This is a genomic window from Streptococcus sp. FSL W7-1342 (assembly GCF_037966635.1).
Classification (GTDB): domain Bacteria; phylum Bacillota; class Bacilli; order Lactobacillales; family Streptococcaceae; genus Streptococcus; species Streptococcus salivarius_D.
On the sequence record NZ_CP150200.1, the window covers coordinates 1,086,928 to 1,113,522 of the forward strand.

A 26,595-nucleotide genomic window follows, 5' to 3' on the forward strand; every position below is an offset into this window, starting at 1 on the left:
ATAGAAAACGCTTTACGGAGGATAATAATTATGACATTAGCATCACAAATCGCATCTGACTTGCTTGATATCAAGGCTGTTTACCTTAAACCTGAAGAACCTTTTACATGGGCATCAGGAATTAAATCACCAATCTACACAGACAACCGTATTACTTTGTCTTATCCAGAAACTCGTACACTTATTGAAAATGGTTTCGTGGAAAAGATTAAGGAAGAATTCCCAGAAGTAGAAGTGATTGCAGGTACTGCAACTGCTGGTATTCCTCACGGTGCGATCATCGCTGACAAGATGAACCTTCCATTTGCCTACATCCGTAGCAAACCAAAAGATCACGGTGCTGGTAACCAAATCGAAGGTCGTGTGGTTAAAGGCGAAAAAATGGTTGTTGTTGAAGACTTGATTTCAACTGGTGGTTCAGTACTTGATGCTGTAGCAGCTGCAGAGCGTGAAGGGGCTGATGTTATCGGTGTTGTGGCTATCTTTACTTACGAATTGCCAAAAGCTGAGAAAAACTTTGCGGATGCTGGTGTGAAATTGGTTACTCTTTCAAACTACACTGAGTTGATCAAAGTCGCTAAAGTTCAAGGCTACATCACAGCAGACGGACTTCAACTTTTGAAGAAATTCAAAGAAAATCAAGAAACTTGGCAAGACTAATTATCAAGATTTAAGGCGGAACGTTTTAGGCGTTTCGCTTTTTTTAGTATAATTTAGGAAAAGATAAGCAGGGAGAGTATAAGATGACAATTAATGAGTGGTCAGATGCAACGGCAATGGCTGAAGCTGTGCAAAATAAGATGGTCAGTCCCCGAGAACTAGTGGAGGCTACCATTCATGAAGCAGAGAGGACGAATCCTAAAATCAATGCTATCGTCAGTCAACGCTACGAGAAAGCTATAGAAGAAGCAGAAACTAGAGACTTTTCAGAGAAACCTTTTGCTGGAATCCCGATTTTCCTAAAGGATTTGGGTCAAGAGCAAGCTGGTGAGCCGTCAACCGCGGGTTCTCGCCTATTTACAAGTTATCGTGCAACGGAAACGGATAATTATGTAAAGAAACTTGAGGAACTGGGCTTTATTATTTTAGGGCGTTCTAGCACTCCTGAGTTTGGCTTCAAAAATATCAGTGATGCTCAGATTCATGGTCCTGTTAACCTGCCTGATGATGTGACACGAAATGCTGGCGGGTCAAGTGGTGGTGCGGCAGCTCTTGTGAGTTCTGGCATTTCTCCCTTGGCCCCAGCTAGTGATGGAGGAGGCTCTATCCGTATTCCAGCTTCCTTTAATGGACTTATCGGGCTTAAGCCTACAAGAGGACGGATTCCTGTCGGTCCTAGTTCTTTCCGTGGATGGCAGGGTGCATCTGTCCAGTTTGCTTTGACAAAGACTGTACGAGATACAAAACGCTTGCTCTATCACATGCATACTTGTCAGATGGAAAGTCCTTTTATTCTACCGAAGCTTAGCAAAGTGTCTTTAGAAGAAGCAGTTAGACCTTTGAAGATTGCTTTTTCGACTGTTTCTCCTATTGGCGGTATGGTGTCAGAATCTGCTATTGCGGCGACAAAAAAGGCTGCTAGAGTATTAGAAAGTATAGGGCATCATGTGCATGAAATCAGCGACCAGCCCTTGAATGGGATTGAAGCTATGCAGTCTTACTACATCATGAATAGTGTCGAGACGGCTGCTATGTTTGATTCCATAGAGGCTGGTTTAGGACGGAAGATAACCTTTGAAGATATGGAGTTGATGACTTGGGCTATTTTCCAATCTGGGCAAAAGATTCCTGCTAAAATTTACTCTAAAATCCTTGCCCAGTGGGATCAGTATAGCCATCAGATGGCAAATTTTCATGAAACTTACGATATTCTTCTGACACCAACAGTTGCGGATGTGGCGCCTAAGCATGGACAGTTTGCCCTCTCTGAAAACTTACAAAATCAACTCAAACATATGGCTGATTTTGACTGGCCAAAGCAACAGGAACTTATTTGGGAAATGTTTGCGGATAGCTTAGATTGGACACCTTTCACGCAACAAGCAAACCTGACGGGACAACCATCAATTTCTTTACCTGTCTATCGGGATGAGCAAGGTCTTTCACTTGGAGTTCAATTAACAGCTGCCAAGGGAAGAGAGGACCTCCTCTTACACTTGGCCCAACAGATGGAAGAATGTTCGGTTTTTAGCTAGACATTCTCATTTGCAGTTCAATATTTTGTGAAACCCTTTCAAATAGTGTAGGCTAAGATTATAAGTTTTTAACTTAACTTCATTTTTTAAGGAGACACACATAGATGAAAAAGAGATTTTTCGCCGTATTTAGCCTAATTTTGGCTGCGGTCTTTTTGGTTGCCTGCTCGTCACAGAGTACAGATGAGAAGAACTGGGAAAAGATTGAGAAACGTGGAAGCATCAAGGTTGCGACTGCTGGAACACTTTACCCACAAACCTACCACGATGATAAAAATAATTTGACTGGTTATGACGTTGAGATTCTCAAAGAAGTCGGAAAACGTCTTAAGTTGAAAATTGAATTCACTGAGATGGGCGTGGATGGCATGCTTACTGCTGTAAATAGTGGTCAAGTAGATATTGCTAACTACTCACTCGAAGATGACAACAAGAACGTTAAAAAATTCTTGCGTTCTGAACCATACAAGTATTCATTTACTTCAATGGTAGTTCGTGAATCAGATAACTCAGGAATTTCTTCATGGAAGGACCTCAAAGGTAAAAAAGCAGCTGGTGCTGCAAGTACTAAGTACATGAAGATTGCCAAAAAGATGGGTGCTGAACTCGTCGTATATGACAATGTTACCAATGACGTTTATATGCAAGACTTGGTAAATGGTCGTACAGACGTTATCGTCAACGATTACTATTTGCAAAAGATGGCAGTAGCTGCTATCAAAGATAAGTACCCTGTTAAGATCAACGACGGCATCTACAGTAACCCTTACTCAACAAGCTTTACTTTCTCATTGAAGAATAAAACCCTTCAAGAAAAAGTTAATAAAGCTATCAAAGACATGAAGAAAGATGGTACCCTTACCAAAATTTCAGAGAAGTTCTTTGCTGGTCAAGACGTTACAAAGAAAACGAAAGTTGACTACACTGAGATTGACATCTCTGATGTTGAATAGTATAAGCGATCCAATTGGATCGCTTATTTGCTAAAGAAATGTTTAGAAAGAAAGACTTATGATTATTGATTTTTCACTGATTCTAAAAAGCATTCCCTATGTCCTATCAGGTTTGCCCTATACGTTGGGGATTTCCCTTTTAAGCTTTATGGTTGGGAATGTATTTGCCATCATCCTTGCCTTTATGCGGATGTCGCAAAAACCTTGGTTGAAGTATCCTGCCCGTGTTTATATTTCCATCATGCGTGGGGTCCCTATGTTGGTTGTCCTCTTCATTCTTTACTTTGGTCTGCCTTACGTTGGTGTACAGCTGCCTGCCCTTCTTTGTGCCTTTATTGGTTTCTCCTGTGTTAGTGCCGCTTATATGGCAGAGATTTTCCGTTCATCCATAGCTGCAGTAGATAAGGGGCAGTGGGAAGCCGCTCGCTCTCTTGGTCTTCCTCAGAAGTCTATTATCCGTCGAATTATCTTACCTCAGGCCATGCGTATAGCAGTAGCACCTCTTGGTAATGTCATCATTGATATGGTAAAGAGTTCCTCATTGGCGGCTATGATTACAGTGCCTGACATTTTCCAAAACGCTAAGATTATCGGTGGGCGTGAGTATGACTACATGTCCATGTATATCCTAATCGCCCTTATTTACTGGACTTTGAGCTTTACTCTTGAACTGCTTCAAGGTTATCTTGAAAAACGTTTAGCTACCTATTGATTTTTGAAAAAATTGTTTGAATATCTAATAAAATGTTGAAATTTATTTAATTCTAATCTTATAAATGTGGTATAATAAAAACGATTTAAAAATCAGAAAGGTATTTTGGAATGAAGAAGAAAACAGTCGTTGCAACGACCGTATCAACCCTACTTGTCTCAACTGCCATCTTGGCCAATGCTGTCCATGCTGACGAGGTAGAAACTCATGCAACTATAACAGCACCAAGCACTGAAGTAGTAGCTACAGAGGCAACTACCAATGCGACATCTACTGTAGCAACAACTGCATCTAGCGAGTCTGTAGCACCAGTAGCTAGTTCAACATCAGTTGTTACTGCTTCAACAGCTGAAACAAGCGAAACACCCGCTGCTACAGCAAGTGAAACTGCAACTGCAGCCGCAACTCCTACAACAGAAGTCGTGACAAATGCTAGCACAAGTGCCAGCAACGACACTGTAACTGTCCTTCACACCAACGATGTTCACGGTCGTATGGTAGAGGATGACCGAAATGGTGTCATTGGTGATGCCCTTTTGTCTGGTATCGTAAATGATTCTCGTTCAAAAGGAACAACCCTTGTCTTTGACTCTGGGGACTCATTCCAAGGTCTTCCAATCTCAAACAGTTCTAAGGGTGAAGACATGGCAAGCGTCATGAATGCTGTTGGTTTTGATGCCATGACAGTGGGGAACCATGAATTTGATTTTGGCCTTGATCAATTGCGTCGTTTGAGCAAACAAATCAATTTCCCAATCATCACATCTAACGTATATGTAAATGGCGTACGTCTTTTCCAACCATCTACAATCGTTGACAAAACACCTGGTGTTGATGGAGATGAAGTAGTCGTTATTGGTGTCACTACACCTGAGACAGCTACTAAGACACACCCACGTAATATCACTGGTGTCTCTTTCACTGATCCTATTACTGAGGTTAAGGCTGTTGTTGACCAAGTGGAATCAAATGCCCGTGCCGAAGGTAAGGAATACAAGACTTATGTTGTCCTTAGTCACTTGGGGATTGATACAACAACTCCAGTTGAATGGCGTGGATCAACTTTGGCAGAAGCTCTTTCAAACTATGCACCTTTGAAAGGAAAACGTGTTCTTGTCCTTGATGGTCACTCACACACTCTTCACACAGCGACATACGGCGATAACGTTACTTACAACCAAACTGGTAGCTACCTTAACAATGTTGGTCGCGTCGTTTATAATTCTGACCGTGTCTTGTCACATGGCGTGATTTCTCACGACGAAGCTAAAAAGAATTATCAAGTTAACCCAACAGTTAAAGCTATGATCGATGATATCCAAGCTAAGTACAAGGCGGATTCTTCAAAAGTCGTTATTGAAAATAGCCCAGTTAAACTTAGCGGTGACCGTATGGACGTTCGTGTTCGCGAAACCAACCTTGGTAATGTGGTCGCCGATGCTCTCTTAGATTACGGACAATCAGCTTTCACACACAAGTCTAACCTTGCCGTGACAAATGGTGGTGGTCTTCGTGAAACAATCGCCAAAGACAAACCAATCACTAAAGGTGATATCATTGCCGTTCTTCCATTTGGTAACTCAGTTGCTCAAATTCAAGTAACAGGTCAAAATATTCATGATATGTTTGTCAAATCTCTTGGTTCTATTCTCCAAGTTGACGAAAGTGGTAAAACTGTTCTGGACGAAAATGGCCAACCTCTTCTTGAACCATCTGGTGGTTTCCTTCAAGTCTCAGGAGCTCGTGTTTACTATGACACAACTCTTCCAGCTGAAAAACGTATCTTGTCAATTGACATTTTGGACCCAGAAACTGGTGTCTATAAACCACTTAACACTAACGAAACTTACTATCTTGTAACCAACGACTTCTTGGCTGCTGGTGGTGATGGCTTCACTATGCTAGGTGGTCCTCGTGAAGAAGGTCCTTCAATGGACACAGTCTTTGCTGATTACTTGACACGTGCAGACCTTTCTAAGTATGCCGTTATCAATCCAAACTCACGTACCATTTCAATTTCAAGTGCTGATTTTGCTGCCTTGAACAAAAAAGAAAATGCAGCAGACCCTACACTTAATCCATTGAAACCAGTCACTCCATCAACTATTACTAAAGATTTAGAAACTAGCAAACCAGTGGTGTCTAAAGTAGTGACAACGCCTAATGGAAAAGTATTCTTCATTTCAACAAGAAGCGAAGCACTTAAAGAAACTGAAAAAGTGACAGAAGCTTCTGCCCAAACTGAAATCCTTCCTACAACAGGTGACAAGGGCTCACACGCAGGTCTCCTCGGACTTGGTATGTTGCTCACTCTCTTTGGACTTAGTGGTAAACACAAAGGCAAAGAGAAAAACTAAGAAGTTTGCAGATAAAAAAAGAGTTAACCATTTGGCTAACTCTTTTTTGTTTTCTTCTTGTTGCTATGTGTTTTTCGATACTGGCTTGGTGTTTGGTCGTAATAGTGTTTAAATTGGCTGTTGAAATTGGATAGGTTATTAAAACCAACATTAGTAGCAATTTCCAAAACTGGTTTAACGCTATTACGAAGCTCCTCGCAGGCAGCATTGACTCTTGCCTGAATGATAAATTCTGTACAAGAGGTACCTGTATGTTGCTTAAAAATCGTCATAAAGTGGGTCTTACTATACCCCATAAGCTCTGATAACTTTTCAATCGTGAGATTTTCGGAATAATGTTGGTTAATGTAATCAATGATTTCCCGAATCTTTTCATTCTTACGATAATGATCATCAGAAGTTTTTCGCTCTACCAAACGATAGAAGTAGAGGAGGTAGATTAATTCTTCAAGTTTTGACTTGAGAAGAAGTTCATAGTGACGATCTTTCTGACGAATCATCTTAAAAATCTCAAAGAGGAGAGCTTTGATTTCCCTATACCCCTCGTCTGACGGTCTCAGGCATTGTTTAAACTTGAAATTAGAATTCTGTAAAGGCTGTAGGTAGCGTAGACTAAGCGGATCCACCAGCGACTGCCCCAACATATCCAAATGAAAATGTAGGGTGTCCGTATGATGAGGCTGATTATCTACGGGGTGAATCGAATGAAGGCCATTCGGACGTATTAAAAAGATATCTCCAGCCTGACTATCAAAATAGTCATAATCAATATGATAACGAGCAGTCCCCTCATAAACATATTGAATCTCAAGCTCAGGATGCCAATGAAAAAGAATATCAGGGCGCCCATTTTCAACCTTGGTTTCCGTCAATCGAAATGGAAGCAGATTATCGTCAAAGTCTATCAAATGTTTTAAATCAGTATCAGTAGTTGCTTGACTCATGGCAAACCTTTCAAAATCATAGGATAGTACCATGATAGCATTTTCTTTCTTAAAAAGCTTGAGTAAATCGTCTGATGGTATTGATAGGTTTTATTTTACATAATTTTATTTCTGTATTTATGATGCAAAAATAAAAAGATGACAGAGCATCTTTTTACATAAATTTAGTTATGTTTATTTTCCTAGACAGAACTGGCTAAAGAGTTGTGTAATGAGTTCATCTGGGGCAGCGTCACCAGTAATTTCTCCCAGAATTTCCCAAGTGCGTGTCATATCAACCTGTAGGAGGTCAACAGGCATGCCTAATTCAAGACCTTGATTGACTGCTTCAAGGCTTTCGAGGGCTTTTTCAATGAGTGAAATGTGACGGGCATTTGAGAGATAAGTAGCATCTTTCTCCACTAGACCAGCATTATCAAAGAAGAGCTGATTGATACGATCTTCAATTTTGTCAATGTTTTCATTCTTGAGGACTGAAATTGGGATAACATCTTCAGGAAGCTCTTCCATTTGGATTGCTTGTGGAAGGTCTGTCTTATTTAGGAGAATGATACGATTGCTATTTTGGCTGATTTCGAGTAATGTACGGTCTTGCTCAGTTAACGGTTCCGAGCTATTAAGGACAAGAAGAACCAGGTCAGCCTCTTCGAGAGCTTTCTTAGAACGTTCCACACCAATCTTTTCAACAACATCATCTGTGTCACGGATACCTGCGGTATCAATTAACTTAAGTGGAACGCCTTTGATATTAACGTATTCTTCAATGACATCACGTGTTGTACCCTCAATGTCTGTAACGATAGCCTTCTCCTCACGTAGGAGATTGTTAAGAAGACTAGATTTTCCGACATTTGGTCGACCAATGATTGCTGTTGAAAGACCTTCTCGTAGGATTTTTCCTCGTTTGGCAGTAGCCAAAAGATTTTCTAGAAGTGCTTGGAATTCTTGAGTCTTTTCACGGACAAGATTTGTAGTAACTTCTTCAACATCATCATACTCTGGATAATCAATATTCACTTCGACTTGAGCTAAAGTGTTAAGGATTTCTTGGCGAGTGTTGTTAATGAGATGCTTGAGCGAACCATCAAGTTGAGAAACGGCAACGGCCATAGCCTTATCAGTCTTAGCACGAATCAAGTCCATGACAGCTTCAGCCTGGGTCAAGTCCACACGACCATTCAAGAAGGCACGTTTAGTAAATTCTCCAGGTTCGGCCATACGAGCACCAGAACGGATAAGGAGTTGAAGGATTTCATTGGTTACAGCGACACCACCATGGGTGTTGATTTCCACGACATCCTCACGCGTAAAGGTCTTTGGTGCACGCATAACACTGACCATGACTTCATCAATGGTTTCATCATTTTCCACGATATGACCGTAATTGATAGTATGTGAAGCGACCGTTTCTAAATTTTTTCCTTTGAAAACCTTATTAGCAATAGCAACTGCATCGGTTCCAGATAGGCGAACGATACCGATAGCACCTTCACCTAAAGGTGTTGAAATTGCAGTAATCGTATCAAATTCTTTGGTAATTGACATAGTTATTCCTTTGGATTTTTTCTGAATTAGTTGTAAAATGATTTAATTTCATTGTAACGCAAAAGACCAGTAGTAGCAAGGATTGGTGCCGATAAAGTCAAGAAAAAAGAGCCTAGGCTCTTTTTGTTTATTTGTGACGTTCAAAGTATGATTTAGTTTCTTTGAAGATGATTGGTGAGAGAACAAGGAGGGCAATCAAGTTAGGCAATGCCATCAAACCGTTTACGATATCCGCAATTTTCCAAACAACATCAAGTGTGAGGTATCCACCAAGGGCAACCATGACTACAAAAATGAGGCGGTAGAGTGGAAGGAATTTCGTTGATTTGAAAATGAATTCGAAACAACGTTCACCGTAGTAAGACCAACCCAAGATTGTTGTAAAGGCAAAGAGAACCAAAGAAAGTGTTAAGGCAATTTCACCAAATGTACCAAAAACAGAAGAGAAGGCTGCTTGTGTCATTGGGGCACCTTCTAGGCTACCTGACCATTGACCCGTTACAAGGATAGCAAGACCAGTAAGCGTACAGATGATAATCGTATCAATGAAAGTACCTGTCATTGAAATCAAACCTTGTTCAACAGGTTCTTCAGTCTTAGCAGCAGCTGCAGCGATAGGAGCTGATCCAAGACCTGACTCATTAGAGAAGACACCACGCGCAATACCAAGACGCATAGCAACCATGACTGTTGCACCAGCAAAACCACCAACGGCTGCTTTACCAGTAAAGGCAGATTGGAAGACCATTCCAAGGACTGGAAGAAGTTGATTAAAGTTAGTAAAGATAACCACAAGAGCTGCTAAGATATAGAGCCCAGCCATAAATGGTACGACCTTTTCAGAAACTTTAGAGATAGATTGGATACCACCAAAAATGATAGCAGCAGTGATAAGAGCAAGAATGACACTTACGATTTTTGGTGACCAGTCAAAGCTATTTTGAAGTGAAGCGGTGATTGAGTTAACTTGAGAGAAAGTACCAATCCCCAACCATGCAACAAGCACACCTGCAAAGGCAAAGAAGTATGCTAAAGGTTTAGCGATTGTTTGCCATTTCCCAGAAAAACCATGTGTGATGTAATACATTGGTCCACCAGATACATTACCTTGGTCGTCAAGTGTACGGAATTTAATAGCCAAAAGACCTTCGGAATATTTGGTTGCCATACCAAAGAAAGCGGCAATCCACATCCAGAAAAGGGCACCAGGTCCACCTGTCTTGATGGCAGTAGCTACACCGACAATGTTACCTGTACCAACAGTTGCTGCGAGAGCAGTCGCAAGGGCTGCGAAACTAGAAATATCTCCTTCCCCTTTATCTTCAGCAAAGATAAGTTTAAAAGCTTTAGGAAGACGAAGAACTTGCAAAAGACCAAGACGAATTGTAAGGTAAATCCCAGTTCCTACAAGAAGGACCAGAAGGGGTGGACCCCAGACAAAATCATCAATGGTAGTAAAAAAGTCTAACATAAATTTACAATCTCCTTTAACCGAGACGTCAAAAAAGAGGTTTGGCTTAACCAGACCTCTGAGAATACAAAGCTATTACTACAAGTTAAAAAACTTGCGATGCTTTCTGTCCTTTTACCTGAGAGTTTCGGTTGTTACCCCTTGCCCCTTCGGTGTCTTGTATACAGCTAAGGCTGCTTCAAGATCTCTCCAGAAGTCCGTCAATCACCAGTCATCCTGATGACATCACTCGGTTCTTATTTTATTGTGATTCTATCTTATCGAAAAAAACGAACAGTGTCAACACTAATTTTCATCAAAACTATAAAAATCCGAATATTATTCTTTAGAATGTCTTCCTCTAAAGCTAGGAATATGGGCAATCTTAAGCAAAGTCCATCTAAATAAAAACAAACAATTATCTTCTAAAGTTATTTCAGATCCATTATGAATAGAATCTGCATTTTCATCCAAAAAATGATAAAATAGTAGAGCTTATTTTTGAGAATGGAGAATATGATGAACCCATTATTAACTGGTATGAATGACAAACAGGCCGAAGCCGTCCAAACGACTGAGGGGCCTTTATTGATTATGGCTGGTGCAGGATCTGGGAAGACACGTGTGCTTACCCACCGCATTGCCTACCTCATTGACGAGAAAATGATTAACCCCTGGAATATCCTAGCCATTACCTTTACCAATAAGGCAGCTCGTGAGATGCGTGAACGTGCTATGGCTTTAAATCCAGCAACTTCAGAAACCTTGATTGCAACCTTCCATAGTATGTGCGTGCGAATTCTTCGTCGTGAAGCGGACCATATTGGCTACAACCGAAACTTTACTATCGTAGATCCTGGTGAACAACGTACTTTGATGAAACGTATTCTCAAGAATCTTAACCTGGATCCTAAGAAGTGGAATGAACGTGCCATCTTAGGGACGATTTCCAACGCCAAAAATGACCTCTTGGATGAAGTGGCCTACGAGCACCAGGCCGGTGATATGTACACCCAAATTGTTGCTAAATGTTATAAGGCCTATCAAGAGGAGCTCCGTCGTAGTGAAGCTATGGATTTTGACGATTTAATTATGATGACTTTGCGTCTCTTTGACAAAAATCCTGATGTTCTCGCCTATTATCAGCAGCGTTATCAGTATATTCACGTGGATGAGTACCAAGATACCAACCATGCTCAATATCAGTTGGTAAAACTCTTGGCTTCTCGCTTCAAGAATATCTGTGTCGTAGGTGATGCTGACCAATCAATCTACGGTTGGCGTGGGGCTGATATGCAAAATATCCTTGATTTTGAGAAGGACTATCCTGAAGCCAAGGTAGTTCTCTTGGAAGAAAACTACCGTTCAACCAAGAAAATTCTCCAAGCAGCCAATGAAGTTATCAAGAACAACCGAAACCGCCGTCCTAAGAAACTTTGGACTCAAAATGACGACGGTGAACAAATCGTTTATTACCGTGCTAATGACGAGCGTGATGAAGCTGTTTTTGTTGCTTCAACTATTGATAACATCATTCGTGAAGAAGGTAAGAACTTCAAGGATTTCGCTGTACTTTACCGTACCAATGCTCAGTCTCGTACTATTGAAGAAGCCTTGCTCAAGTCAAATATTCCTTATACCATGGTTGGAGGTACCAAGTTCTATAGCCGTAAAGAAATTCGTGATGTCATTTCTTACTTGAACTTGGTTGCCAATCCTGCGGATAATATTAGCTTTGAACGTGTGGTTAATGAACCTAAACGTGGAGTTGGACCTGGTACGCTCGAAAAGATTCGTACCTTTGCCTATGAGCAAAACATGAGTCTCCTAGATGCATCAGCTAATATTATGTTGTCACCAATCAAGGGGAAAGCAGCTCAGGGTGTTTACGATTTTGCTAACATGATTCTGAATCTACGTGACCAGCTAGATGGGCTAAGTATTACTGAAGCGGTAGAGGCTGTTTTAGATAAGTCTGGTTATCTGGATGCTCTTTCTATGCAACAAACACTTGAAAGTCAAGCACGCATTGAAAATATCGAAGAGTTCATGTCTGTTACTAAGAATTTTGATGAAACCAACACCGATGGTACGGAAAACGAGACTGGTATTGACCGTTTAGGCCGTTTCTTGAACGATCTAGCGTTGATTGCTGATACGGATGATGGTGATATGGAAGCAGCAGAAGTAACCTTGATGACTCTCCATGCTGCTAAAGGACTTGAATTTCCAGTTGTCTTTCTTATCGGTATGGAAGAGGGGGTCTTCCCTTTGTCTCGTGCCTCAGAAGATCCAGAAGAACTCGAAGAAGAGCGTCGCTTAGCTTACGTAGGTATTACCCGTGCTGAAGAGATTCTTTTCCTTACCAACGCTAATACACGTACGCTTTTCGGTAAGACTAGCTATAATCGTCCTAGCCGTTTCTTGCGTGAAATTTCAGATGATTTATTACAATATCAAGGTCTAGCTCGTCCAGCCAATTCATCATTTGGTGTTCGTTTTACAAAGGAAGAGCCAACACAATTTGGTCAAGGCATGAGTTTACAACAAGCGCTTCAGACCAGAAAAGCAAATGCACAACCTCAAAGACATACTAGCGCTCAGCCATTTTCAAAAGCTACTGGCGGACTACCTTTTGGCAAGACTTCAGACTCTAGCAATTCAGCTACTGACTGGGAAATCGGAGATATTGCTCACCACAAGAAGTGGGGAGATGGGACTGTCCTAGAAGTAACTGGAAGTGGCAAGACACAAGAACTTAAGATAAAATTCCCAGAAGTTGGACTTAAAAAGGTTTTGGCAAGCGTAGCACCTATTGAGAAGAAATAGAAAGGGACCGAAAGGTCCTTTTTATAAGCCCTCCCTATCACATTGATAAAAAATTTCTATTAGACAGCTAGCTTTTCTGGGTGTAGAATGAAGGCAACTTTTGTTTTGGAGGACACCTATATGTCACGAGAATTTTCATTTGAAACCTTACAATTACACGCTGGACAAACACCTGATAAGGAAACAAAATCACGTGCTGTTCCAATTTACCAAACGACTTCATATGTTTTTGACGATGCTCAAGAAGGTGAAGATCTCTTTGCTCTTAGAAAACCGGGTAATATTTACACACGTATTACCAATCCAACAGTAGCAGTACTTGAAGAACGTATTGCAGCCCTCGAAGGTGGCGTTGGTGCCTTGGCTACGGCTTCAGGTATGGCGGCAATTACCTATGCGATCCTTGGTTTGGCACATGCTGGCGATCATGTTGTTGCTGCGACAACCCTCTACGGTGGAACATTTAATCTCTTAAAAGAAACTCTTCCACGCTATGGCGTCACTACAACTTTTGTAGATGTTGACAATCCTGAAGAAATTGAATCTGCTATCAAAGATAATACTAAACTTGTCTTGATTGAGTCTTTGGGTAATCCGCTTATCAACATTCCTGATTTTGAAAAGATCGCTGAAATTGCTCACAGTCATAAGATTCCATTGGTTGCTGACAATACTTTTGGTACTCCATATCTCATCAATGTTATCTCCCATGGTGTAGATATCGTGGTTCATTCTGCGACTAAGTTTATCGGTGGACATGGAACAACTATTGGTGGCCTTATCGTCGATTCTGGTAAATTTGACTGGGAAGCTTCAGGCAAATTCCCACAGTTGGTTGACGAAGACCCATCTTACCACAATATCAGCTATACACGTGATGTTGGTCCAGCAGCATTTATCACTGCCCTTCGTACACAACTTTTGCGTGACACAGGGGCTGCCTTAGCACCTTTCAATGCTTTCTTACTTTTACAAGGACTTGAAACACTTTCACTTCGTGTCGAACGCCACGTCGAAAATGCTAAAAAAATCGTAGACTTTTTGGAAAATCATCCAAAAGTTGAAAAAGTGAACTATCCTGGATTGCCATCAAGTCCTTACTATGACTTGGCACAAAAATACTTCCCTAAAGGACCAGGTTCTATTTTCACTTTCCATGTGAAAGGTGGACAAGACGAAGCACGTACCGTTATTGATAATCTTGAAATCTTCTCAGATTTAGCTAACGTTGCTGATGCAAAATCTTTGGTGGTTCACCCTGCAACAACAACTCACCAACAATTGGCAGAAGCGGATTTGCTAGCTTGTGGGGTCACTCCAAATCAAATTCGTATCTCAGTTGGTTTAGAAAATGCAGATGATTTGATTGAAGATTTAAAACTAGCTCTTGATAAAATCTAAGTATTTTGATACTAAATATTTTAACCAGCTCTTTTGCTGGTTTTTTGTTATACTATCCCTATGAAATTTGTTTTTGATTTGGATGGAACCCTGTGTTTCGATGGTATGACTATGTCAAAAGAACTACAAGAGGTTCTTTTAACAACACCTAAATACGGTCATGAGATTATTTTTGCAACAGCACGCTCTTACAGAGACTGTCTTAGTATTTTAGAGGGAGAATTGAAAAAGCTGACAGTAGTTGGCTTAAACGGTGGTGAAGTCTTTCAAGATGAGTGTTTAGTATCGCAATACACAATACCTTCCCATGCTCTCAGAACTATTGTTAGCTACTGTGATACCTATAATCTCCCTTATTTTATTGATGATACCTTTAATTATGCTATTCAAAATCCTGAACAGATTCCTTTTCTCTCAAATGTTGACCCATTAAACAAAGCAAAGATTTTGCCTGTCCAAGAACTTAATAAGCCCATTAAAGCTGTTATTCCACTTGCAGAGCATGAGGATATCCGGGAAGACTTTATCTTTAATCTAAACAAACTGGAATGTTTAGACCTTACTTACCACAATATCGAAAGGTGTCTATACATTAATCCTAAAGGTGTGACTAAGGCTAGTACTGTTTTAAACCACTTTGGCAGGGACTTTGTAGCTTTTGGAAATGACCAAAATGATATTTCTCTTTTCAAACATGCTATATATGGTGTGCAAGTTGGCGATTATCCCTATCTGAAAGACTTTGCGGATGAAGTCATTCCTCCAATTAATACAGTGATTGCTGAAAAAATTAAACTACTGTTTGAAAAGTTCTAAACAAATGCTTAGGCTTCTTGCTCTATTTGCAGTACAATAGTAAAAAAGTATTGGAGGACTAACATGCCAACATTTATTGGAAAACCAGTTACAGTAGCAGAAGACAAACAACTTCAAGTTGGAGATATCTTGCGTGACTTTAATTTGACAGCAACAGATTTGACTAAAAAATCACTTTCAGAATTCAATGGAAAGAAAAAAGTTATCTCTATCGTTCCATCAATCGATACTGGTATTTGTTCAACTCAAACGCGTACCTTTAACAAGGAATTGTCAGAACTAGATGATACTGTCGTTATTACTATTTCAGTGGACCTACCATTTGCGCAAGCTCGTTGGTGTGGTGCTGAGGGCCTTGAAAATGCCATCATGCTCTCTGACTACTATGATAATAGTTTTGGTAAAGACTATGGTGTCCTTATTGAAGAATGGCACTTGTTAGCGCGTGCAGTATTAGTGGCAGACGCTGACAACAAGATTACTTATGTCGAATATTTGGACAATATCAATACTGATCCAAACTATGAAGCGGCAGTAGCAGCAGTTAAAAGCTTATAAAAGGGGCTCCGGTCTCTTTTTTATTTTGCCTTTCTTACAGTTTTTACTTGCAAAAGTATTAGCTTCTTGCTATTATTGTATAGCAATACTCAATACGGATAGTAAAATATAAAAAGGAGATTCAATGTCTGAAAAAGAAAGACCTCAACTGATTATCGATTACGAAGCTAACACAGACAAACTTGTTCGTTTAGGCGATGTTGTCGATCAATTTAAAGGAAAAGCTGTCCCTGCTAAGGCAGAACCTGGCGAATTCGCTGTCATTAATCTATCGGATATGACACCCAACGGCATTGCTTACGATGACCTAAAAACATTTTCCGAGGAACGCCGCAAACTTTTACGCTTTCTCTTAGAAGATGGAGATGTACTTATTGCATCTAAGGGGACTGTACAAAAAGTTGCTGTTTTCGAAGATCAGGGCAAGCGTGAAGCTGTTGCCTCATCAAATATCACAGTATTACGACCTAAGGAAAAACTTCGTGGTTTCTACATCAAGTTTTTCCTTGAGACAGAGATTGGTCGTGCCTATTTAGACTATGCTGATAAGGGAAAGGCTGTCCTCAATTTATCGACGGCTGACCTTTTGGACATCAAAATTCCTGAGATACCGATTGTTAAGCAAGATTACCAAATTGCCGCCTATCTACGTGGTCGTGCCGATTTCCACCGTAAGATGGTTCGTGCAGAGCAAGAGTGGGAAAATATCCAGCATAATGTTACAGAAGCTCTATTTGGAAATTAACCAAAAGCCAGCAAACTAGGATTTGTTGGTCTTTTTTTATTATTCTCGTGTATAATGGTAGTAGTAAATATGTTATTAGGAGGTCATTATGACTACCAACACCATAGATTTATCACAACCAGTCGCAACAATCATAAAAGAGCATCCAGAGGTTAAGGATTTACTGATTGACCTTGGTTTTAAGCCCTTGTCTAACCCAGCTATGCTAAATACTGTCGGTAAGGTAACCAGTCTAAAAGCCGGCTCTAAGTTAGCTAATATTCCCCTAGATAAAATCAAGCAAACCTTACTATTCAATGGTTATGATGTCATCGGAGACTAATATGGAAAATAATCGTATTCAAATACTCAAAGAAATTCTCCTAGATTTACACCATGGAGCCAGTCCTGAGAGTGTTCAAGAGCGCTTCAATCAACACTTCAAGGGAGTATCTGCCCTTGAAATCTCTATGATGGAGCATGAATTGATGTCATCTGAAGATGGGGTTACCTTTGAAGATGTTATGAGCCTTTGTAATGTCCACGCTAACCTTTTTAAAGGAGCTATTGCAGATGTGGAAGTGGCGGACGCTAATCAAGAGGGCCACCCTGTCTATGTCTTTAAACAAGAGAATTTAGCCCTACGTTCAGCTATTCTCCGTATCCGACGTATCATAGAAAATATCAGTAAGCCTGAAAATGAAGACTTCAAATCTGACCTACTCAATGGGCTTAAGCATCAGATGTCTTTATTAGGACAATTTCATAACCATTACACACGTAAAGAAAAGCTCTTCTTTCCAATAATGGAGCGTTATGGTCATGATTCTCCTCCAAAAGTTATGTGGGGAGTAGATGATGACATCCGGAAACTCTTTCGAGATGCAGAGACTAAACTCCAAGAACTCCCAAAAGGAGATTTCGAAGAATTTTCAAAGTCCTTCGAGGCTTTTTCGGAAGAATTTGAAGCCATGATTTTCAAGGAAGAGGCTATCCTACTTATGATTCTGCTTGAAACCTTCACGCAGGATGATTGGCTTTCGATTGCCGAGGAAAGTGATGCCTATGGCTATGCAATTATAAAACCTACAGCCGTCTGGAAACCTAAGCGTGAGCGTTTTGAGGAAGCCAATACGGAGACATTGCAAGAACATTCTGGTCTGAGCACTGACGAACATACGGGCAATACCCGAATTATTGAAACCCCAGAAGGGCAATTTACCATCAGCTTCACCCCAAAGCCAAAAACCGAAACTGTCGTAGATAGAGAAACAACTCAACCTTTTGGCAATGGTTATCTTTCCGTGGAGCAGGCCAATCTCATCCTCAATCATCTTCCTTTGGAAATCACTTTCGTCAATAAAGACGATATCTTCCAATACTATAATGATAATGTTCCCGCCAATGAAATGGTTTTTAAACGAACACCTAGCCAAATTGGACGAAACGTTGAACTTTGTCATCCGCCAAAAGTGCTTGATAAGGTCAAGAAAATCTTTGAATTACTAAGAAGTGGAGAGCGTGACCAAGTTCCAATGTGGTTCAAATCTGAACGTTTAGGAAAATTCGTCTATGTTACCTATGCAGCTGTTAGAGATGACAAGGGAGACTTTCAAGGTGTCCTAGAGTATGTGCAAGATATTCAACCTTTCTTTGAACTAGAAAGCGATCTTAAAAGAGACATTGATTAAAAAGCTAGCAGTCCTGCGACTGCTTATGACTATAATCCGTAAGAGGTTAGAGACTTTGCTCTCTGCCTCTTTATGTTTCTACCTAGCTCTTTAGGATTGCTTTTGATATAATTAAAAGTATGATTTCAGGAATTATTAATCTAAAAAAAGAGGCTGGAATGACCAGTCATGATGCTGTATTTAAACTACGCAAAATATTACAAGAGAAAAAAATCGGACATGGTGGTACCCTTGATCCAGATGTTACTGGTGTCCTACCTATAGCAGTTGGAAAAGCGACTCGTGTCATTGAATACATGACTGAAGCAGGGAAGGTCTACGAAGGAGAAATTACCATTGGCTTTTCGACAACTACCGAGGATGCTAGTGGAGAAATCGTCCAAATAACTCCAGTAACAGAGCTTGATGAAGAAGCCGTTGACAAGGCAATGGCAAGTTTTGAGGGAGAAATCACACAAATTCCCCCTATGTACTCAGCAGTTAAGGTCAACGGAAAGAAACTTTATGAGTACGCACGCGCTGGAGAAGAAGTAGAACGTCCACAACGTCAAGTGACCATTACCGAATTTGTCCGTACCTCACCCATCGAGCTAGAAAACGACACTGCGAGATTCACCTTCCGTGTTGCTTGTAGCAAGGGAACTTATGTCCGTACCTTATCTGTTGATTTGGGTGCTAAACTCGGCTACGCGAGTCATATGTCTGCTCTTCGTCGAACAGCCTCAGCTGGTCTAACCTTAGATAAGGCACTAACACTCTCACAAATTTCAGAAATGGTAGAAGCAGGGGATACGTCCTTCCTCCTTCCTATCGAATTTGGTGTTCAGGATCTGCCAACAGTACAAGTCACTGAAGATGATGCTAAAGAAATCTCATTTGGTCGCTTTATTGCTATTGATAGCCAAGAACCCTTGGTTGCGGCCTTTTTAGAAGACAAAGTTCTAGCCATCATGGAAAAGCGAAATCAAGTTTATAAACCTAGAAAAGTATTAAGTCAATGAAAATAACTTCTATTAACGATTATAAAGATATCCATCAGGAAAAGGGTACAGTCCTTGTCTTAGGCTATTTCGATGCGCTTCATCGTGGTCACAAGGTCCTTTTTGATAAGGCGCGCCAGATTGCTGATGACAAACAACTTGAAGTAGCTGTCCTTACCTTTAATGAAAGTCCTCAACTGACTTTTCAACGGTATACAGATGATCTCCTTCTGCATATTACAGCACCTCAAAGGCGTTGTGATCTTTTTGAAGCCTATGGAACAGATCAGCTTTATTTAACAGATTTCAATAGTGATTTTGCCCGAACGAGTTCAGATGATTTCATTGCCCGCTATATTAAGCGTTTAAAAGCTCAAGAGGTTGTTGTGGGCTTTGATTACAAGTTTGGCCATCATCGAACAGATGTGGACTATCTTGCCCGTAATTTTTCTGGTAATGTCCATGTCATTGAAGAGCAACAAAGCGATGGTGAAAAGATTTCGTCAACACGTGTACGTCAATTAATACGAGAAGGTAATGTTAAAGAAGCCAATAAACTTCTTGGCCACGAATTCTCGACACGTGGCATCGTGGTACATGGTGATGCCCGTGGACGAACCATTGGTTTTCCAACTGCTAATTTAGCACCAATCGACAGAACTTTTCTACCTGCTGATGGCGTCTATGTTGCTGATGTGGTGATTGATGGTAAACGCTATCGTTCCATGACTAGCCTAGGTAAAAACGTTACCTTTGGGGGAACAGAACTCCGCCTTGAAGCCAATATCTTTGATTTTGAAGGCGATATTTATGGAAAAACAATCGAAGTTTTTTGGCTAGATTATATCCGTGATATGATTAAGTTCAATAATATAGAGGAACTTTGTGCTCAACTGGAGGCCGATAAAAAAATCGCGGAAAAATTTTAAGAAAGCGTAGCCAAAACTAATCAAATAATGTATAATGATTAGGAATGTTAAAGTGAAAGGGGTGTTTGCATGGTAACTTTATTTTTATCACCTAGCTGCACCAGCTGTAGGAAAGCACGAGCTTGGTTGACCAATCATGAAGTTGCTTTTGACGAACACAATATTATCACGAGCCCATTAACTCACGATGAGTTGATGAAGATTTTGTCTTACACGGAAAATGGTACTGAAGATATCATTTCAACCCGTTCAAAAGTCTTTCAGAAGCTGAATATCGATGTGGATGATTTGACCATCAAGGAACTCATTCAACTGATTTCTGAATATCCAAATCTTCTTCGTCGACCTATTATTTTGGACAACAAACGCATGCAAATCGGTTTCAACGAAGATGAAATTCGTGCCTTTTTGCCTCGTGATTATAGAAAGCAAGAATTGCGTCAAGCGACCATTCGAGCTGAAATTGAGGGTAACAATGACTAAAGGAAATTATTCCTACCCACTCGATCCATCATGGAGCACTGAGGAAATCACCACAGTGCTTCATTTTTTGAGTCAGGTAGAAAAAGCATACGAGAGCAAGGTTGACCGTGACCAACTCTTGCAAGCCTATAAGGCATTTAAAACCGTTGTCCCAGGCAAAGCTCCTGAAAAGCAACTAGACAAGGCCTTTGAAGAAGCTAGCGGTTTTTCAACCTATCAAGCTGTCAAAGCTGCTAAAGCAAAAGATAAAGGATTTGTATCACTTGGAAAATAAACTGATTTTCGCCAAAGAAATCATCAAAGAAGCTGGTGCTTTTATTAAAGAAAGTTTAAGTAAAACAATCACGGTCGAAGAAAAAACAGCTTTTGATGATTTAGTCACTAATATTGATAAACAAACACAAGATTTACTCGTGGCACGTATTAAATCTGCCTTTCCTTCAGACAATATTTTCGCTGAAGAAAATGGCTTGGTGCATAATATCAAGGATGGAAACGTCTGGGTCTTGGATCCAATTGATGGAACGGTCAATTTTATTGTCCAACAAGATAATTTTTGTGTGATGATTGCCTACTATGAAGATGGGCAAGGAAAATTTGGTCTCATTTATAACGTCATGGCTGATCAACTTTTCTATGGTGGTGGCCAGTTTGATGTGTATTGCAATGACAAATTGCTTCCAGCCTATAAAAGTCGCCCATTAGACCGCTGCCTAGTCGCTAGCAATGGAGCCATGTATGCTAAAAATTTTCACGGCTTAAAAGACCTTATTGATAAGACCTTAGGTGTTCGTGTCTACGGTGGTGCCGGTTTAAGCATGTCAAAAGTCCTATCTGGTCAAATTTTAGCTTACTTTTCAGTTATTTACCCATGGGACTATGCTGCAGCAAGTATTATGGGAGAAAAATTGGGTTATCACCTTGAGACCATTACCGGAGAACCACTGGATTATTCTAGTCGTCAAGCTGTGATGCTTGTGCCCAAAGACAGACTTGAAGAAATCAAGGATATTATGGGCTCAGAAAATTAATTTAAAACAAAAACCATACTGGACAAATCAGAACAGTAAGTTCTCTTGGTTAGTCCAGTTTTTTGATAGAAAGGAAACTATGCAATTTCCATCAGACTTTATAGAAAAATATAATAAGCTCCTTGGAGATGAAGCGGAGGAATTCTTTGCATCATTTGATCAAGAACCCGTGTCCGCCTATCGTACCAACCCTCTGAAAAAGCAACAGAAAAACTTTCCTGATGCCATTCCTGAAACACCTTGGGGCCATTACGGTAAAATTTCTGGAAAATCTGCCGACCATGCAACTGGTTTAGTTTATTCTCAGGAACCAGCTGCTCAAATGGTTGCTCAAGTAGCAGCTCCGGCCAAGGGAAGTCGAGTCTTAGACTTGGCAGCTGCTCCAGGCGGAAAGTCTACTCATCTTCTAAGCTACTTAGACAATACTGGACTGCTCGTCAGCAATGAAATCAATCCAAAGCGTAGTAAAATTCTGGTTGAAAATATAGAACGTTTTGGGGCTAGAAATGTTGTTGTGACTAACACGTCAGCGGATAAACTAGCCAAAGTTTTCAAAAATTACTTTGATACGATTGTCTTTGATGGACCCTGTTCTGGCGAAGGAATGTTCCGTAAGGACCCTGATGCAATCCAATATTGGCACAATGAATACCCTAGTGAATTGGCACAATTACAGAAGGACATCTTATCAAACGGTTTGAAGATGCTCGCTCCAGGTGGACAATTGATCTACTCAACCTGTACCTGGTCTCCTGAGGAAAACGAAGGTGTTGTCGCTTGGATTTTAGAAAATTACCCTGATCTTGAATTAGTAGAAATCCCTAAATGGAATGGCATGAGAGGTGGGATTGATTTTCCAGAAACAGCTCGAATGTATCCGCACCATTTCAAAGGTGAAGGCCAGTTTGTGGCAAAATTCCAGGATAAGCGCGTGGCTGAGCAGGCACGTATCAAAGAGGGAAAATCTAACCTTAACAAGGAGCAGAAGCAACTCTGGGAAGATTTTGCAAAAAAACACCTTAAGACTGATCTAGATGGTTTACTCCAAGTTTTTGGGGACAATCTTTATCTGCTTCCTAAGGGACTTCCTGACCTTTCTAAAGTTAAAATCGCTCGTAATGGACTGCATCTTGGTGTCTTCAAGAAAAAACGTTTCGAACCAAGTTTTGCGCTTGGAATTGCATTAACCTCAGATGAAGCTGTTTCAAGTATAGAGCTAACTCAAGACCAGTTTGCCCAATATGTTTCTGGTAATGTTGTTACTCTTGACCAAACGCAACCAAACGGTTGGTATCAGCTTTTAGTGGACGGCAATGGATTCGGATTTGCCAAAATCGTTGGAAACACGGTTAAAAACTACTATCCTAAGGGATTGAGATTCCATGTATAAGGGCCTGTAATCAAACTTTAATATGACTTAATTATCTTATACTTGGTATAATTAGATAGATGTCTTTTTACAGCATATATATAAGACACTATCTTACTTAAGTTACAAAATGTCGGAGGACAAAAATGAAAAAAACAAAAGTCCTTGCAGTGATTCTATCACTGGCAATGGCCATGCTAGTCTTAACTGGCTGTGCCTCTTGGATTGATCGTGGCCAGTCCATTACAGCAGTTGGTTCTACGGCCCTTCAACCCTTAGTGGAGGCGGCAGCAGATGGGTTCGCTGAAAAGAACCCTGAGAATATCGTTAACGTTCAGGGTGGCGGTTCTGGTACTGGACTTTCTCAGGTACAATCCGGTGCCGTTCAAATTGGTAACAGTGACCTTTTTGCCGAGGAAAAATCTGGAATCGATGCCAGTAAGCTTGTTGACTATCAAGTTGCCGTTGCTGGAATTGCAGTGATTACAAACAAAGAAGTCTCTGTAGATAACTTGACAACCGAACAACTTCGCAAGATTTTCACTGGGGAAATCACAAACTGGAAACAGCTTGGGGGTAAAGACCTAGAGATCACTATTATTAACCGTGCAGCTAGCTCAGGATCACGCGCGACTTTCGATGCAGTGATTATGGACGGCAAATCACCAATACGTACCCAAGAGCAAGATTCTAATGGTATGGTTAAGTCAATCGTTGCTCAGACACCAGGAGCTATTTCCTACCTATCATTTGCCTACCTTGATGATTCTGTTAAAACATTGAAGTTAAATGGATTTGAACCAAAAGCTGAAAATGTTGCAACAAACGATTGGCCTATTTGGTCTTACGAGCATATGTATACCAAGGGAAAACCGGATAGCTATACCAAACAATTCTTAGATTACATGATGAGTGACGAAGTCCAAAAAAATGTCGTCGCAAAAATGGGTTACATTTCCATCCATAGCATGAAAGTTACCAAGGATGCTGATGGTAACGTCTCAAAGAAGAGTGAGGAGTAAGCATGAAAAATGAAGAATTGGTGAAGCAATTAACATCACCCTCTAAAAATTCACGCCTTGAGAAGTTTGGTAAAACAATCACTTTCCTTTGCCTAGCTTTGATTGTTTTTATCGTAGCCATGATTTTACTTTTCGTTGCTCAAAAAGGGCTAGCGACTTTCTTTGTTAATAAAGTTAGCTTGATCGAGTTTCTCTTTAGTGGCGATTGGTCGCCATCTGAAGGCAAGTTCGGAGCTCTTCCAATGATTTTAGGGTCATTCGTAGTGACCTTGCTTTCAGCCTTGGTAGCAACGCCATTTGCCATTGGAGCAGCCATCTTTATGACTGAAATTTCTCCGAAAGGGGCTAAATTCTTACAACCAGCTATTGAACTTTTGGTTGGAATTCCATCTGTTGTTTATGGTTTCATTGGTCTCCAAGTGGTGGTCCCATTTGTTCGCTTAATTTTTGGTGGCACAGGGTTTGGTATTCTTTCAGGTACCTTTGTCTTGTTCGTCATGATTCTACCAACCGTAACCTTTATGACAACAGATACGCTTCGTGCAGTGCCTCGTCACTATCGTGAAGCCAGTCTGGCCATGGGAGCTACACGCTGGCAAACGATTTGGCGTGTGACACTTAACGCGGCTAAACCAGGTATTTTCACGGCCGTTATCTTTGGTATGGCCCGTGCCTTTGGTGAGGCTCTTGCCATCCAAATGGTGGTCGGAAATTCCGCAGTGATTCCAACTTCTTTAACGACACCAGCAGCAACATTGACATCTGTCTTGACTATGGGAATCGGGAATACAGTCATGGGTACTGTTTCAAACAATGTCCTTTGGTCTCTCGCCTTGGTTCTCTTATTGATGAGTCTTGGTTTCAATATGTTGGTGAAATTCATTACCCGTGAGAGAAAGAGAAATTATGAACGCTAAAAAAATTGATAAAATTGCCATCGGCACACTCTATGTGATTGCTGGCATTATTGTAACAATCCTGGCAGCCTTGATTCTCTATATCTTGGTTCGCGGGATACCACATATCAGCTGGTCATTCTTGACTAGTCGATCATCATCTTACAAAGCTGGTGGAGGAATTGGGGTTCAACTCTACAATTCATTCTTCCTTTTGGTTATTACCCTGATTATTTCTGTGCCTCTTTCTATGGGAGCTGGGATCTTCTTATCAGAATATGCTAAAAAAGGACGCCTTACCAACTTTGTTCGTACCTGTATTGAAATCCTTTCTTCACTACCTTCAGTAGTGGTCGGACTCTTTGGTTATTTGATTTTTGTTGTCCAATTCCAGTATGGATTTTCAATCCTATCTGGTGCCTTGGCTTTAACGGTCTTTAACCTACCACAAATGACTCGTACGGTTGAAGATAGTTTGCGAACAGTCCACCATACCCAACGTGAAGCTGGGCTAGCTCTAGGCTTGTCTCGATGGGAAACGATTTTACACGTTGTTGTTCCAGAGGCATTGCCTGGTATTGTTACTGGTATCGTTCTTGCTTCTGGCCGTATTTTCGGGGAAGCAGCAGCGCTTATCTATACAGCAGGTCAATCTGCACCAGCACTTAACTGGAGCGACTGGAATCCGCTTAGTATCTCTAGTCCAATCTCAATTTTCCGCCAAGCAGAAACACTTGCTGTTCACATCTGGAAGGTCAACTCAGAAGGTACGACACCTGACGCCACTGCAGTATCTGCTGGTTCAGCAGCAGTACTCTTGATTTTCATTTTGATTTTCAACTTTGGTGCACGTCGTTTGGGAGCTTACCTCCATAAGAAATTAACATCCGCTTAAAGGAGTTATCATGACAAAATACAATTGGGACGAGCGTCATATTATCACCTTCCCAGAGAAGGAGCTCGCTCTTGAAACAAAGGACTTGCATGTCTATTATGGTCAAAAAGAAGCCATCAAAGGTATCGACATGCAATTCGAGAAAAATAAAATTACGGCTCTTATTGGCCCTTCAGGATGCGGGAAATCAACCTTTCTTCGTAGCCTAAACCGTATGAATGATACGATTGATATTGCTAAGGTTACTGGACAAATCCTTTATCAAGGCGTCGATGTCAATGCAAGCAATATCAATGTTTATGAAATGCGTAAACATATTGGAATGGTTTTCCAACGTCCAAATCCATTTGCCAAGTCTATCTACAGAAACATTACCTTTGCTCACGAACGTAAAGGTGTAAGAGATAAGCAAACCTTGGACGAGATTGTTGAGACATCACTTAAGCAAGCAGGTCTTTGGGATCAGGTTAAAGATGATCTTCATAAATCTGCCTTTACCCTATCAGGTGGTCAGCAGCAACGTCTTTGTATTGCAAGAGCTATTGCCGTGAAACCGCAGATTCTCCTCATGGATGAGCCTGCAGCTTCACTGGACCCTGTAGCTACTATGCAGCTAGAAGAGACCATGTTCGAACTTAAGGAAGATTACTCTATTATCATCGTGACGCACAATATGCAGCAGGCAGCGCGTGCCAGTGATTATACAGCATTCTTCTACCTTGGTGATCTTATCGAATATGATGAGACCAAGAAAATCTTCCAAGATGCTGCCCTACAGTCAACTAATGACTATGTATCAGGACGCTTTGGATAGA

At 40.7% G+C, this 26,595-nt stretch carries 25 protein-coding genes and 1 riboswitch; of the genes, 22 read left to right on the top strand and 3 right to left on the bottom strand.

Going from position 1 to position 26,595, the window contains the following annotated elements:
- The first annotated feature begins 30 nt into the window (after window positions 1-30).
- The 5 genes from pyrE to nt5e all read left to right on the top strand — a co-directional run bounded on the left by pyrE (window position 31) and on the right by nt5e (window position 6,217).
- Window positions 31-660, top strand: coding sequence for an orotate phosphoribosyltransferase (gene pyrE / locus NSQ79_RS04820; RefSeq protein ID WP_004182503.1), 630 nt, complete (start codon window positions 31-33; stop codon window positions 658-660).
- Between the two features lie 83 nt (window positions 661-743).
- Window positions 744-2,195: an amidase gene (locus NSQ79_RS04825; RefSeq protein ID WP_164331998.1), complete on the top strand. Its 1,452-nt coding sequence runs from the start codon at window positions 744-746 to the stop codon at window positions 2,193-2,195.
- 104 nt (window positions 2,196-2,299) lie between these two features.
- Entirely contained in the window at window positions 2,300-3,148 is an 849-nt protein-coding gene (locus tag NSQ79_RS04830; protein WP_118058029.1) for a transporter substrate-binding domain-containing protein, read from the top strand.
- A 58-nt stretch (window positions 3,149-3,206) separates the two neighbouring features.
- The gene (locus tag NSQ79_RS04835; protein ID WP_118058028.1) at window positions 3,207-3,860 is read left to right on the top strand and encodes an amino acid ABC transporter permease; all 654 of its coding nucleotides are present in this window, start codon (window positions 3,207-3,209) and stop codon (window positions 3,858-3,860) included.
- 110 nt (window positions 3,861-3,970) lie between these two features.
- The gene (gene nt5e / locus NSQ79_RS04840) at window positions 3,971-6,217 is read left to right on the top strand and encodes a cell surface ecto-5'-nucleotidase Nt5e (protein WP_164331997.1); all 2,247 of its coding nucleotides are present in this window, start codon (window positions 3,971-3,973) and stop codon (window positions 6,215-6,217) included.
- Between the two features lie 35 nt (window positions 6,218-6,252).
- Here the strand turns inward: nt5e and NSQ79_RS04845 are convergent, their stop codons facing one another.
- From NSQ79_RS04845 to NSQ79_RS04855, 3 genes are all read right to left on the bottom strand, one after another.
- The gene (locus NSQ79_RS04845; RefSeq protein ID WP_079119912.1) at window positions 6,253-7,194 is read right to left on the bottom strand and encodes an AraC family transcriptional regulator; all 942 of its coding nucleotides are present in this window, start codon (window positions 7,192-7,194) and stop codon (window positions 6,253-6,255) included.
- Window positions 7,195-7,335: 141 nt separating this feature from the next.
- Window positions 7,336-8,706, bottom strand: a complete 1,371-nt coding sequence (gene mnmE, locus NSQ79_RS04850) for a tRNA uridine-5-carboxymethylaminomethyl(34) synthesis GTPase MnmE (RefSeq protein ID WP_045768697.1) — start codon at window positions 8,704-8,706, stop codon at window positions 7,336-7,338.
- 127 nt (window positions 8,707-8,833) lie between these two features.
- Complete coding sequence (locus NSQ79_RS04855) at window positions 8,834-10,177, bottom strand: sodium:alanine symporter family protein (protein WP_004182511.1); 1,344 nt, start codon at window positions 10,175-10,177, stop codon at window positions 8,834-8,836.
- A gap of 96 nt (window positions 10,178-10,273) precedes the next feature.
- Window positions 10,274-10,380, bottom strand: a riboswitch (glycine riboswitch).
- Window positions 10,381-10,675: 295 nt separating this feature from the next.
- Here NSQ79_RS04855 and pcrA point away from each other — a divergent pair.
- The 17 genes from pcrA to pstB all read left to right on the top strand — a co-directional run bounded on the left by pcrA (window position 10,676) and on the right by pstB (window position 26,594).
- Window positions 10,676-12,985, top strand: coding sequence for a DNA helicase PcrA (gene pcrA / locus NSQ79_RS04860; protein WP_164331996.1), 2,310 nt, complete (start codon window positions 10,676-10,678; stop codon window positions 12,983-12,985).
- Window positions 12,986-13,105: 120 nt separating this feature from the next.
- Window positions 13,106-14,386 carry an O-acetylhomoserine aminocarboxypropyltransferase/cysteine synthase family protein gene (locus tag NSQ79_RS04865; protein WP_164331995.1) on the top strand — a complete coding sequence of 427 codons (1,281 nt, stop codon included), beginning with the start codon at window positions 13,106-13,108 and terminating at the stop codon, window positions 14,384-14,386.
- 60 nt (window positions 14,387-14,446) lie between these two features.
- Window positions 14,447-15,202 (top strand): HAD-IIB family hydrolase, encoded by a 756-nt coding sequence (locus tag NSQ79_RS04870; RefSeq protein WP_164331994.1) that lies wholly within the window; start codon window positions 14,447-14,449, stop codon window positions 15,200-15,202.
- A gap of 63 nt (window positions 15,203-15,265) precedes the next feature.
- On the top strand, window positions 15,266-15,760 hold the full coding sequence (gene tpx / locus NSQ79_RS04875) for a thiol peroxidase (protein ID WP_118185277.1): 495 nt from the start codon (window positions 15,266-15,268) through the stop codon (window positions 15,758-15,760).
- A gap of 124 nt (window positions 15,761-15,884) precedes the next feature.
- Window positions 15,885-16,505, top strand: coding sequence for a restriction endonuclease subunit S (locus NSQ79_RS04880; RefSeq protein ID WP_164331993.1), 621 nt, complete (start codon window positions 15,885-15,887; stop codon window positions 16,503-16,505).
- A gap of 88 nt (window positions 16,506-16,593) precedes the next feature.
- On the top strand, window positions 16,594-16,827 hold the full coding sequence (locus tag NSQ79_RS04885; RefSeq protein ID WP_004182516.1) for a DUF1858 domain-containing protein: 234 nt from the start codon (window positions 16,594-16,596) through the stop codon (window positions 16,825-16,827).
- Window position 16,828: 1 nt separating this feature from the next.
- Window positions 16,829-18,175, top strand: coding sequence for a DUF438 domain-containing protein (locus NSQ79_RS04890; protein WP_149561325.1), 1,347 nt, complete (start codon window positions 16,829-16,831; stop codon window positions 18,173-18,175).
- 119 nt (window positions 18,176-18,294) lie between these two features.
- Complete coding sequence (truB, locus tag NSQ79_RS04895) at window positions 18,295-19,176, top strand: tRNA pseudouridine(55) synthase TruB (protein ID WP_014633124.1); 882 nt, start codon at window positions 18,295-18,297, stop codon at window positions 19,174-19,176.
- Window positions 19,173-20,084, top strand: coding sequence for a bifunctional riboflavin kinase/FAD synthetase (locus NSQ79_RS04900; protein WP_014633125.1), 912 nt, complete (start codon window positions 19,173-19,175; stop codon window positions 20,082-20,084). The genes truB and NSQ79_RS04900 overlap by 4 nt, the downstream gene beginning before the upstream one ends.
- 69 nt (window positions 20,085-20,153) lie before the next feature.
- Window positions 20,154-20,567 carry a Spx/MgsR family RNA polymerase-binding regulatory protein gene (locus NSQ79_RS04905; RefSeq protein WP_013990597.1) on the top strand — a complete coding sequence of 138 codons (414 nt, stop codon included), beginning with the start codon at window positions 20,154-20,156 and terminating at the stop codon, window positions 20,565-20,567.
- The gene (locus tag NSQ79_RS04910) at window positions 20,560-20,841 is read left to right on the top strand and encodes a UPF0223 family protein (RefSeq protein ID WP_004182521.1); all 282 of its coding nucleotides are present in this window, start codon (window positions 20,560-20,562) and stop codon (window positions 20,839-20,841) included. Before NSQ79_RS04905 ends, NSQ79_RS04910 begins: the two co-directional genes overlap by 8 nt.
- Window positions 20,831-21,598, top strand: coding sequence for an inositol monophosphatase family protein (locus NSQ79_RS04915; RefSeq protein ID WP_013990598.1), 768 nt, complete (start codon window positions 20,831-20,833; stop codon window positions 21,596-21,598). Before NSQ79_RS04910 ends, NSQ79_RS04915 begins: the two co-directional genes overlap by 11 nt.
- 79 nt (window positions 21,599-21,677) lie before the next feature.
- Entirely contained in the window at window positions 21,678-22,988 is a 1,311-nt protein-coding gene (locus tag NSQ79_RS04920; RefSeq protein ID WP_118171831.1) for an RsmB/NOP family class I SAM-dependent RNA methyltransferase, read from the top strand.
- A 125-nt stretch (window positions 22,989-23,113) separates the two neighbouring features.
- Window positions 23,114-23,989, top strand: a complete 876-nt coding sequence (locus NSQ79_RS04925) for a phosphate ABC transporter substrate-binding protein PstS family protein (protein WP_049553689.1) — start codon at window positions 23,114-23,116, stop codon at window positions 23,987-23,989.
- A 2-nt stretch (window positions 23,990-23,991) separates the two neighbouring features.
- Complete coding sequence (gene pstC, locus NSQ79_RS04930; RefSeq protein ID WP_002885101.1) at window positions 23,992-24,906, top strand: phosphate ABC transporter permease subunit PstC; 915 nt, start codon at window positions 23,992-23,994, stop codon at window positions 24,904-24,906.
- Entirely contained in the window at window positions 24,896-25,780 is an 885-nt protein-coding gene (pstA, locus tag NSQ79_RS04935) for a phosphate ABC transporter permease PstA (RefSeq protein ID WP_022495957.1), read from the top strand. Before pstC ends, pstA begins: the two co-directional genes overlap by 11 nt.
- A 10-nt stretch (window positions 25,781-25,790) precedes the next feature.
- The gene (pstB, locus tag NSQ79_RS04940) at window positions 25,791-26,594 is read left to right on the top strand and encodes a phosphate ABC transporter ATP-binding protein PstB (protein WP_003092580.1); all 804 of its coding nucleotides are present in this window, start codon (window positions 25,791-25,793) and stop codon (window positions 26,592-26,594) included.
- Window position 26,595: the final 1 nt, after the last annotated feature.

Excerpts from the sequence above, each read along its gene's own strand:
- NSQ79_RS04865 (WP_164331995.1), top strand. The coding sequence starts at position 13,106 with ATGTCACGAGAATTTTCATTTGAAACCTTACAATTACACGCTGGACAA.
- pstB (WP_003092580.1), top strand. The coding sequence starts at position 25,791 with ATGACAAAATACAATTGGGACGAGCGTCATATTATCACCTTCCCAGAG.
- tpx (WP_118185277.1), top strand. The coding sequence starts at position 15,266 with ATGCCAACATTTATTGGAAAACCAGTTACAGTAGCAGAAGACAAACAA.
- NSQ79_RS04855 (WP_004182511.1), bottom strand. The coding sequence starts at position 10,177 with ATGTTAGACTTTTTTACTACCATTGATGATTTTGTCTGGGGTCCACCC.
- NSQ79_RS04890 (WP_149561325.1), top strand. The coding sequence starts at position 16,829 with ATGGAAAATAATCGTATTCAAATACTCAAAGAAATTCTCCTAGATTTA.
- truB (WP_014633124.1), top strand. The coding sequence starts at position 18,295 with ATGATTTCAGGAATTATTAATCTAAAAAAAGAGGCTGGAATGACCAGT.
- pyrE (WP_004182503.1), top strand. The coding sequence starts at position 31 with ATGACATTAGCATCACAAATCGCATCTGACTTGCTTGATATCAAGGCT.
- NSQ79_RS04870 (WP_164331994.1), top strand. The coding sequence starts at position 14,447 with ATGAAATTTGTTTTTGATTTGGATGGAACCCTGTGTTTCGATGGTATG.
- pstC (WP_002885101.1), top strand. The coding sequence starts at position 23,992 with ATGAAAAATGAAGAATTGGTGAAGCAATTAACATCACCCTCTAAAAAT.
- pcrA (WP_164331996.1), top strand. The coding sequence starts at position 10,676 with ATGAACCCATTATTAACTGGTATGAATGACAAACAGGCCGAAGCCGTC.
- NSQ79_RS04910 (WP_004182521.1), top strand. The coding sequence starts at position 20,560 with ATGACTAAAGGAAATTATTCCTACCCACTCGATCCATCATGGAGCACT.
- NSQ79_RS04830 (WP_118058029.1), top strand. The coding sequence starts at position 2,300 with ATGAAAAAGAGATTTTTCGCCGTATTTAGCCTAATTTTGGCTGCGGTC.
- NSQ79_RS04880 (WP_164331993.1), top strand. The coding sequence starts at position 15,885 with ATGTCTGAAAAAGAAAGACCTCAACTGATTATCGATTACGAAGCTAAC.
- mnmE (WP_045768697.1), bottom strand. The coding sequence starts at position 8,706 with ATGTCAATTACCAAAGAATTTGATACGATTACTGCAATTTCAACACCT.
- NSQ79_RS04905 (WP_013990597.1), top strand. The coding sequence starts at position 20,154 with ATGGTAACTTTATTTTTATCACCTAGCTGCACCAGCTGTAGGAAAGCA.
- nt5e (WP_164331997.1), top strand. The coding sequence starts at position 3,971 with ATGAAGAAGAAAACAGTCGTTGCAACGACCGTATCAACCCTACTTGTC.
- NSQ79_RS04925 (WP_049553689.1), top strand. The coding sequence starts at position 23,114 with ATGAAAAAAACAAAAGTCCTTGCAGTGATTCTATCACTGGCAATGGCC.
- NSQ79_RS04825 (WP_164331998.1), top strand. The coding sequence starts at position 744 with ATGACAATTAATGAGTGGTCAGATGCAACGGCAATGGCTGAAGCTGTG.
- NSQ79_RS04835 (WP_118058028.1), top strand. The coding sequence starts at position 3,207 with ATGATTATTGATTTTTCACTGATTCTAAAAAGCATTCCCTATGTCCTA.
- NSQ79_RS04920 (WP_118171831.1), top strand. The coding sequence starts at position 21,678 with ATGCAATTTCCATCAGACTTTATAGAAAAATATAATAAGCTCCTTGGA.
- pstA (WP_022495957.1), top strand. The coding sequence starts at position 24,896 with ATGAACGCTAAAAAAATTGATAAAATTGCCATCGGCACACTCTATGTG.
- NSQ79_RS04845 (WP_079119912.1), bottom strand. The coding sequence starts at position 7,194 with ATGGTACTATCCTATGATTTTGAAAGGTTTGCCATGAGTCAAGCAACT.
- NSQ79_RS04885 (WP_004182516.1), top strand. The coding sequence starts at position 16,594 with ATGACTACCAACACCATAGATTTATCACAACCAGTCGCAACAATCATA.
- NSQ79_RS04900 (WP_014633125.1), top strand. The coding sequence starts at position 19,173 with ATGAAAATAACTTCTATTAACGATTATAAAGATATCCATCAGGAAAAG.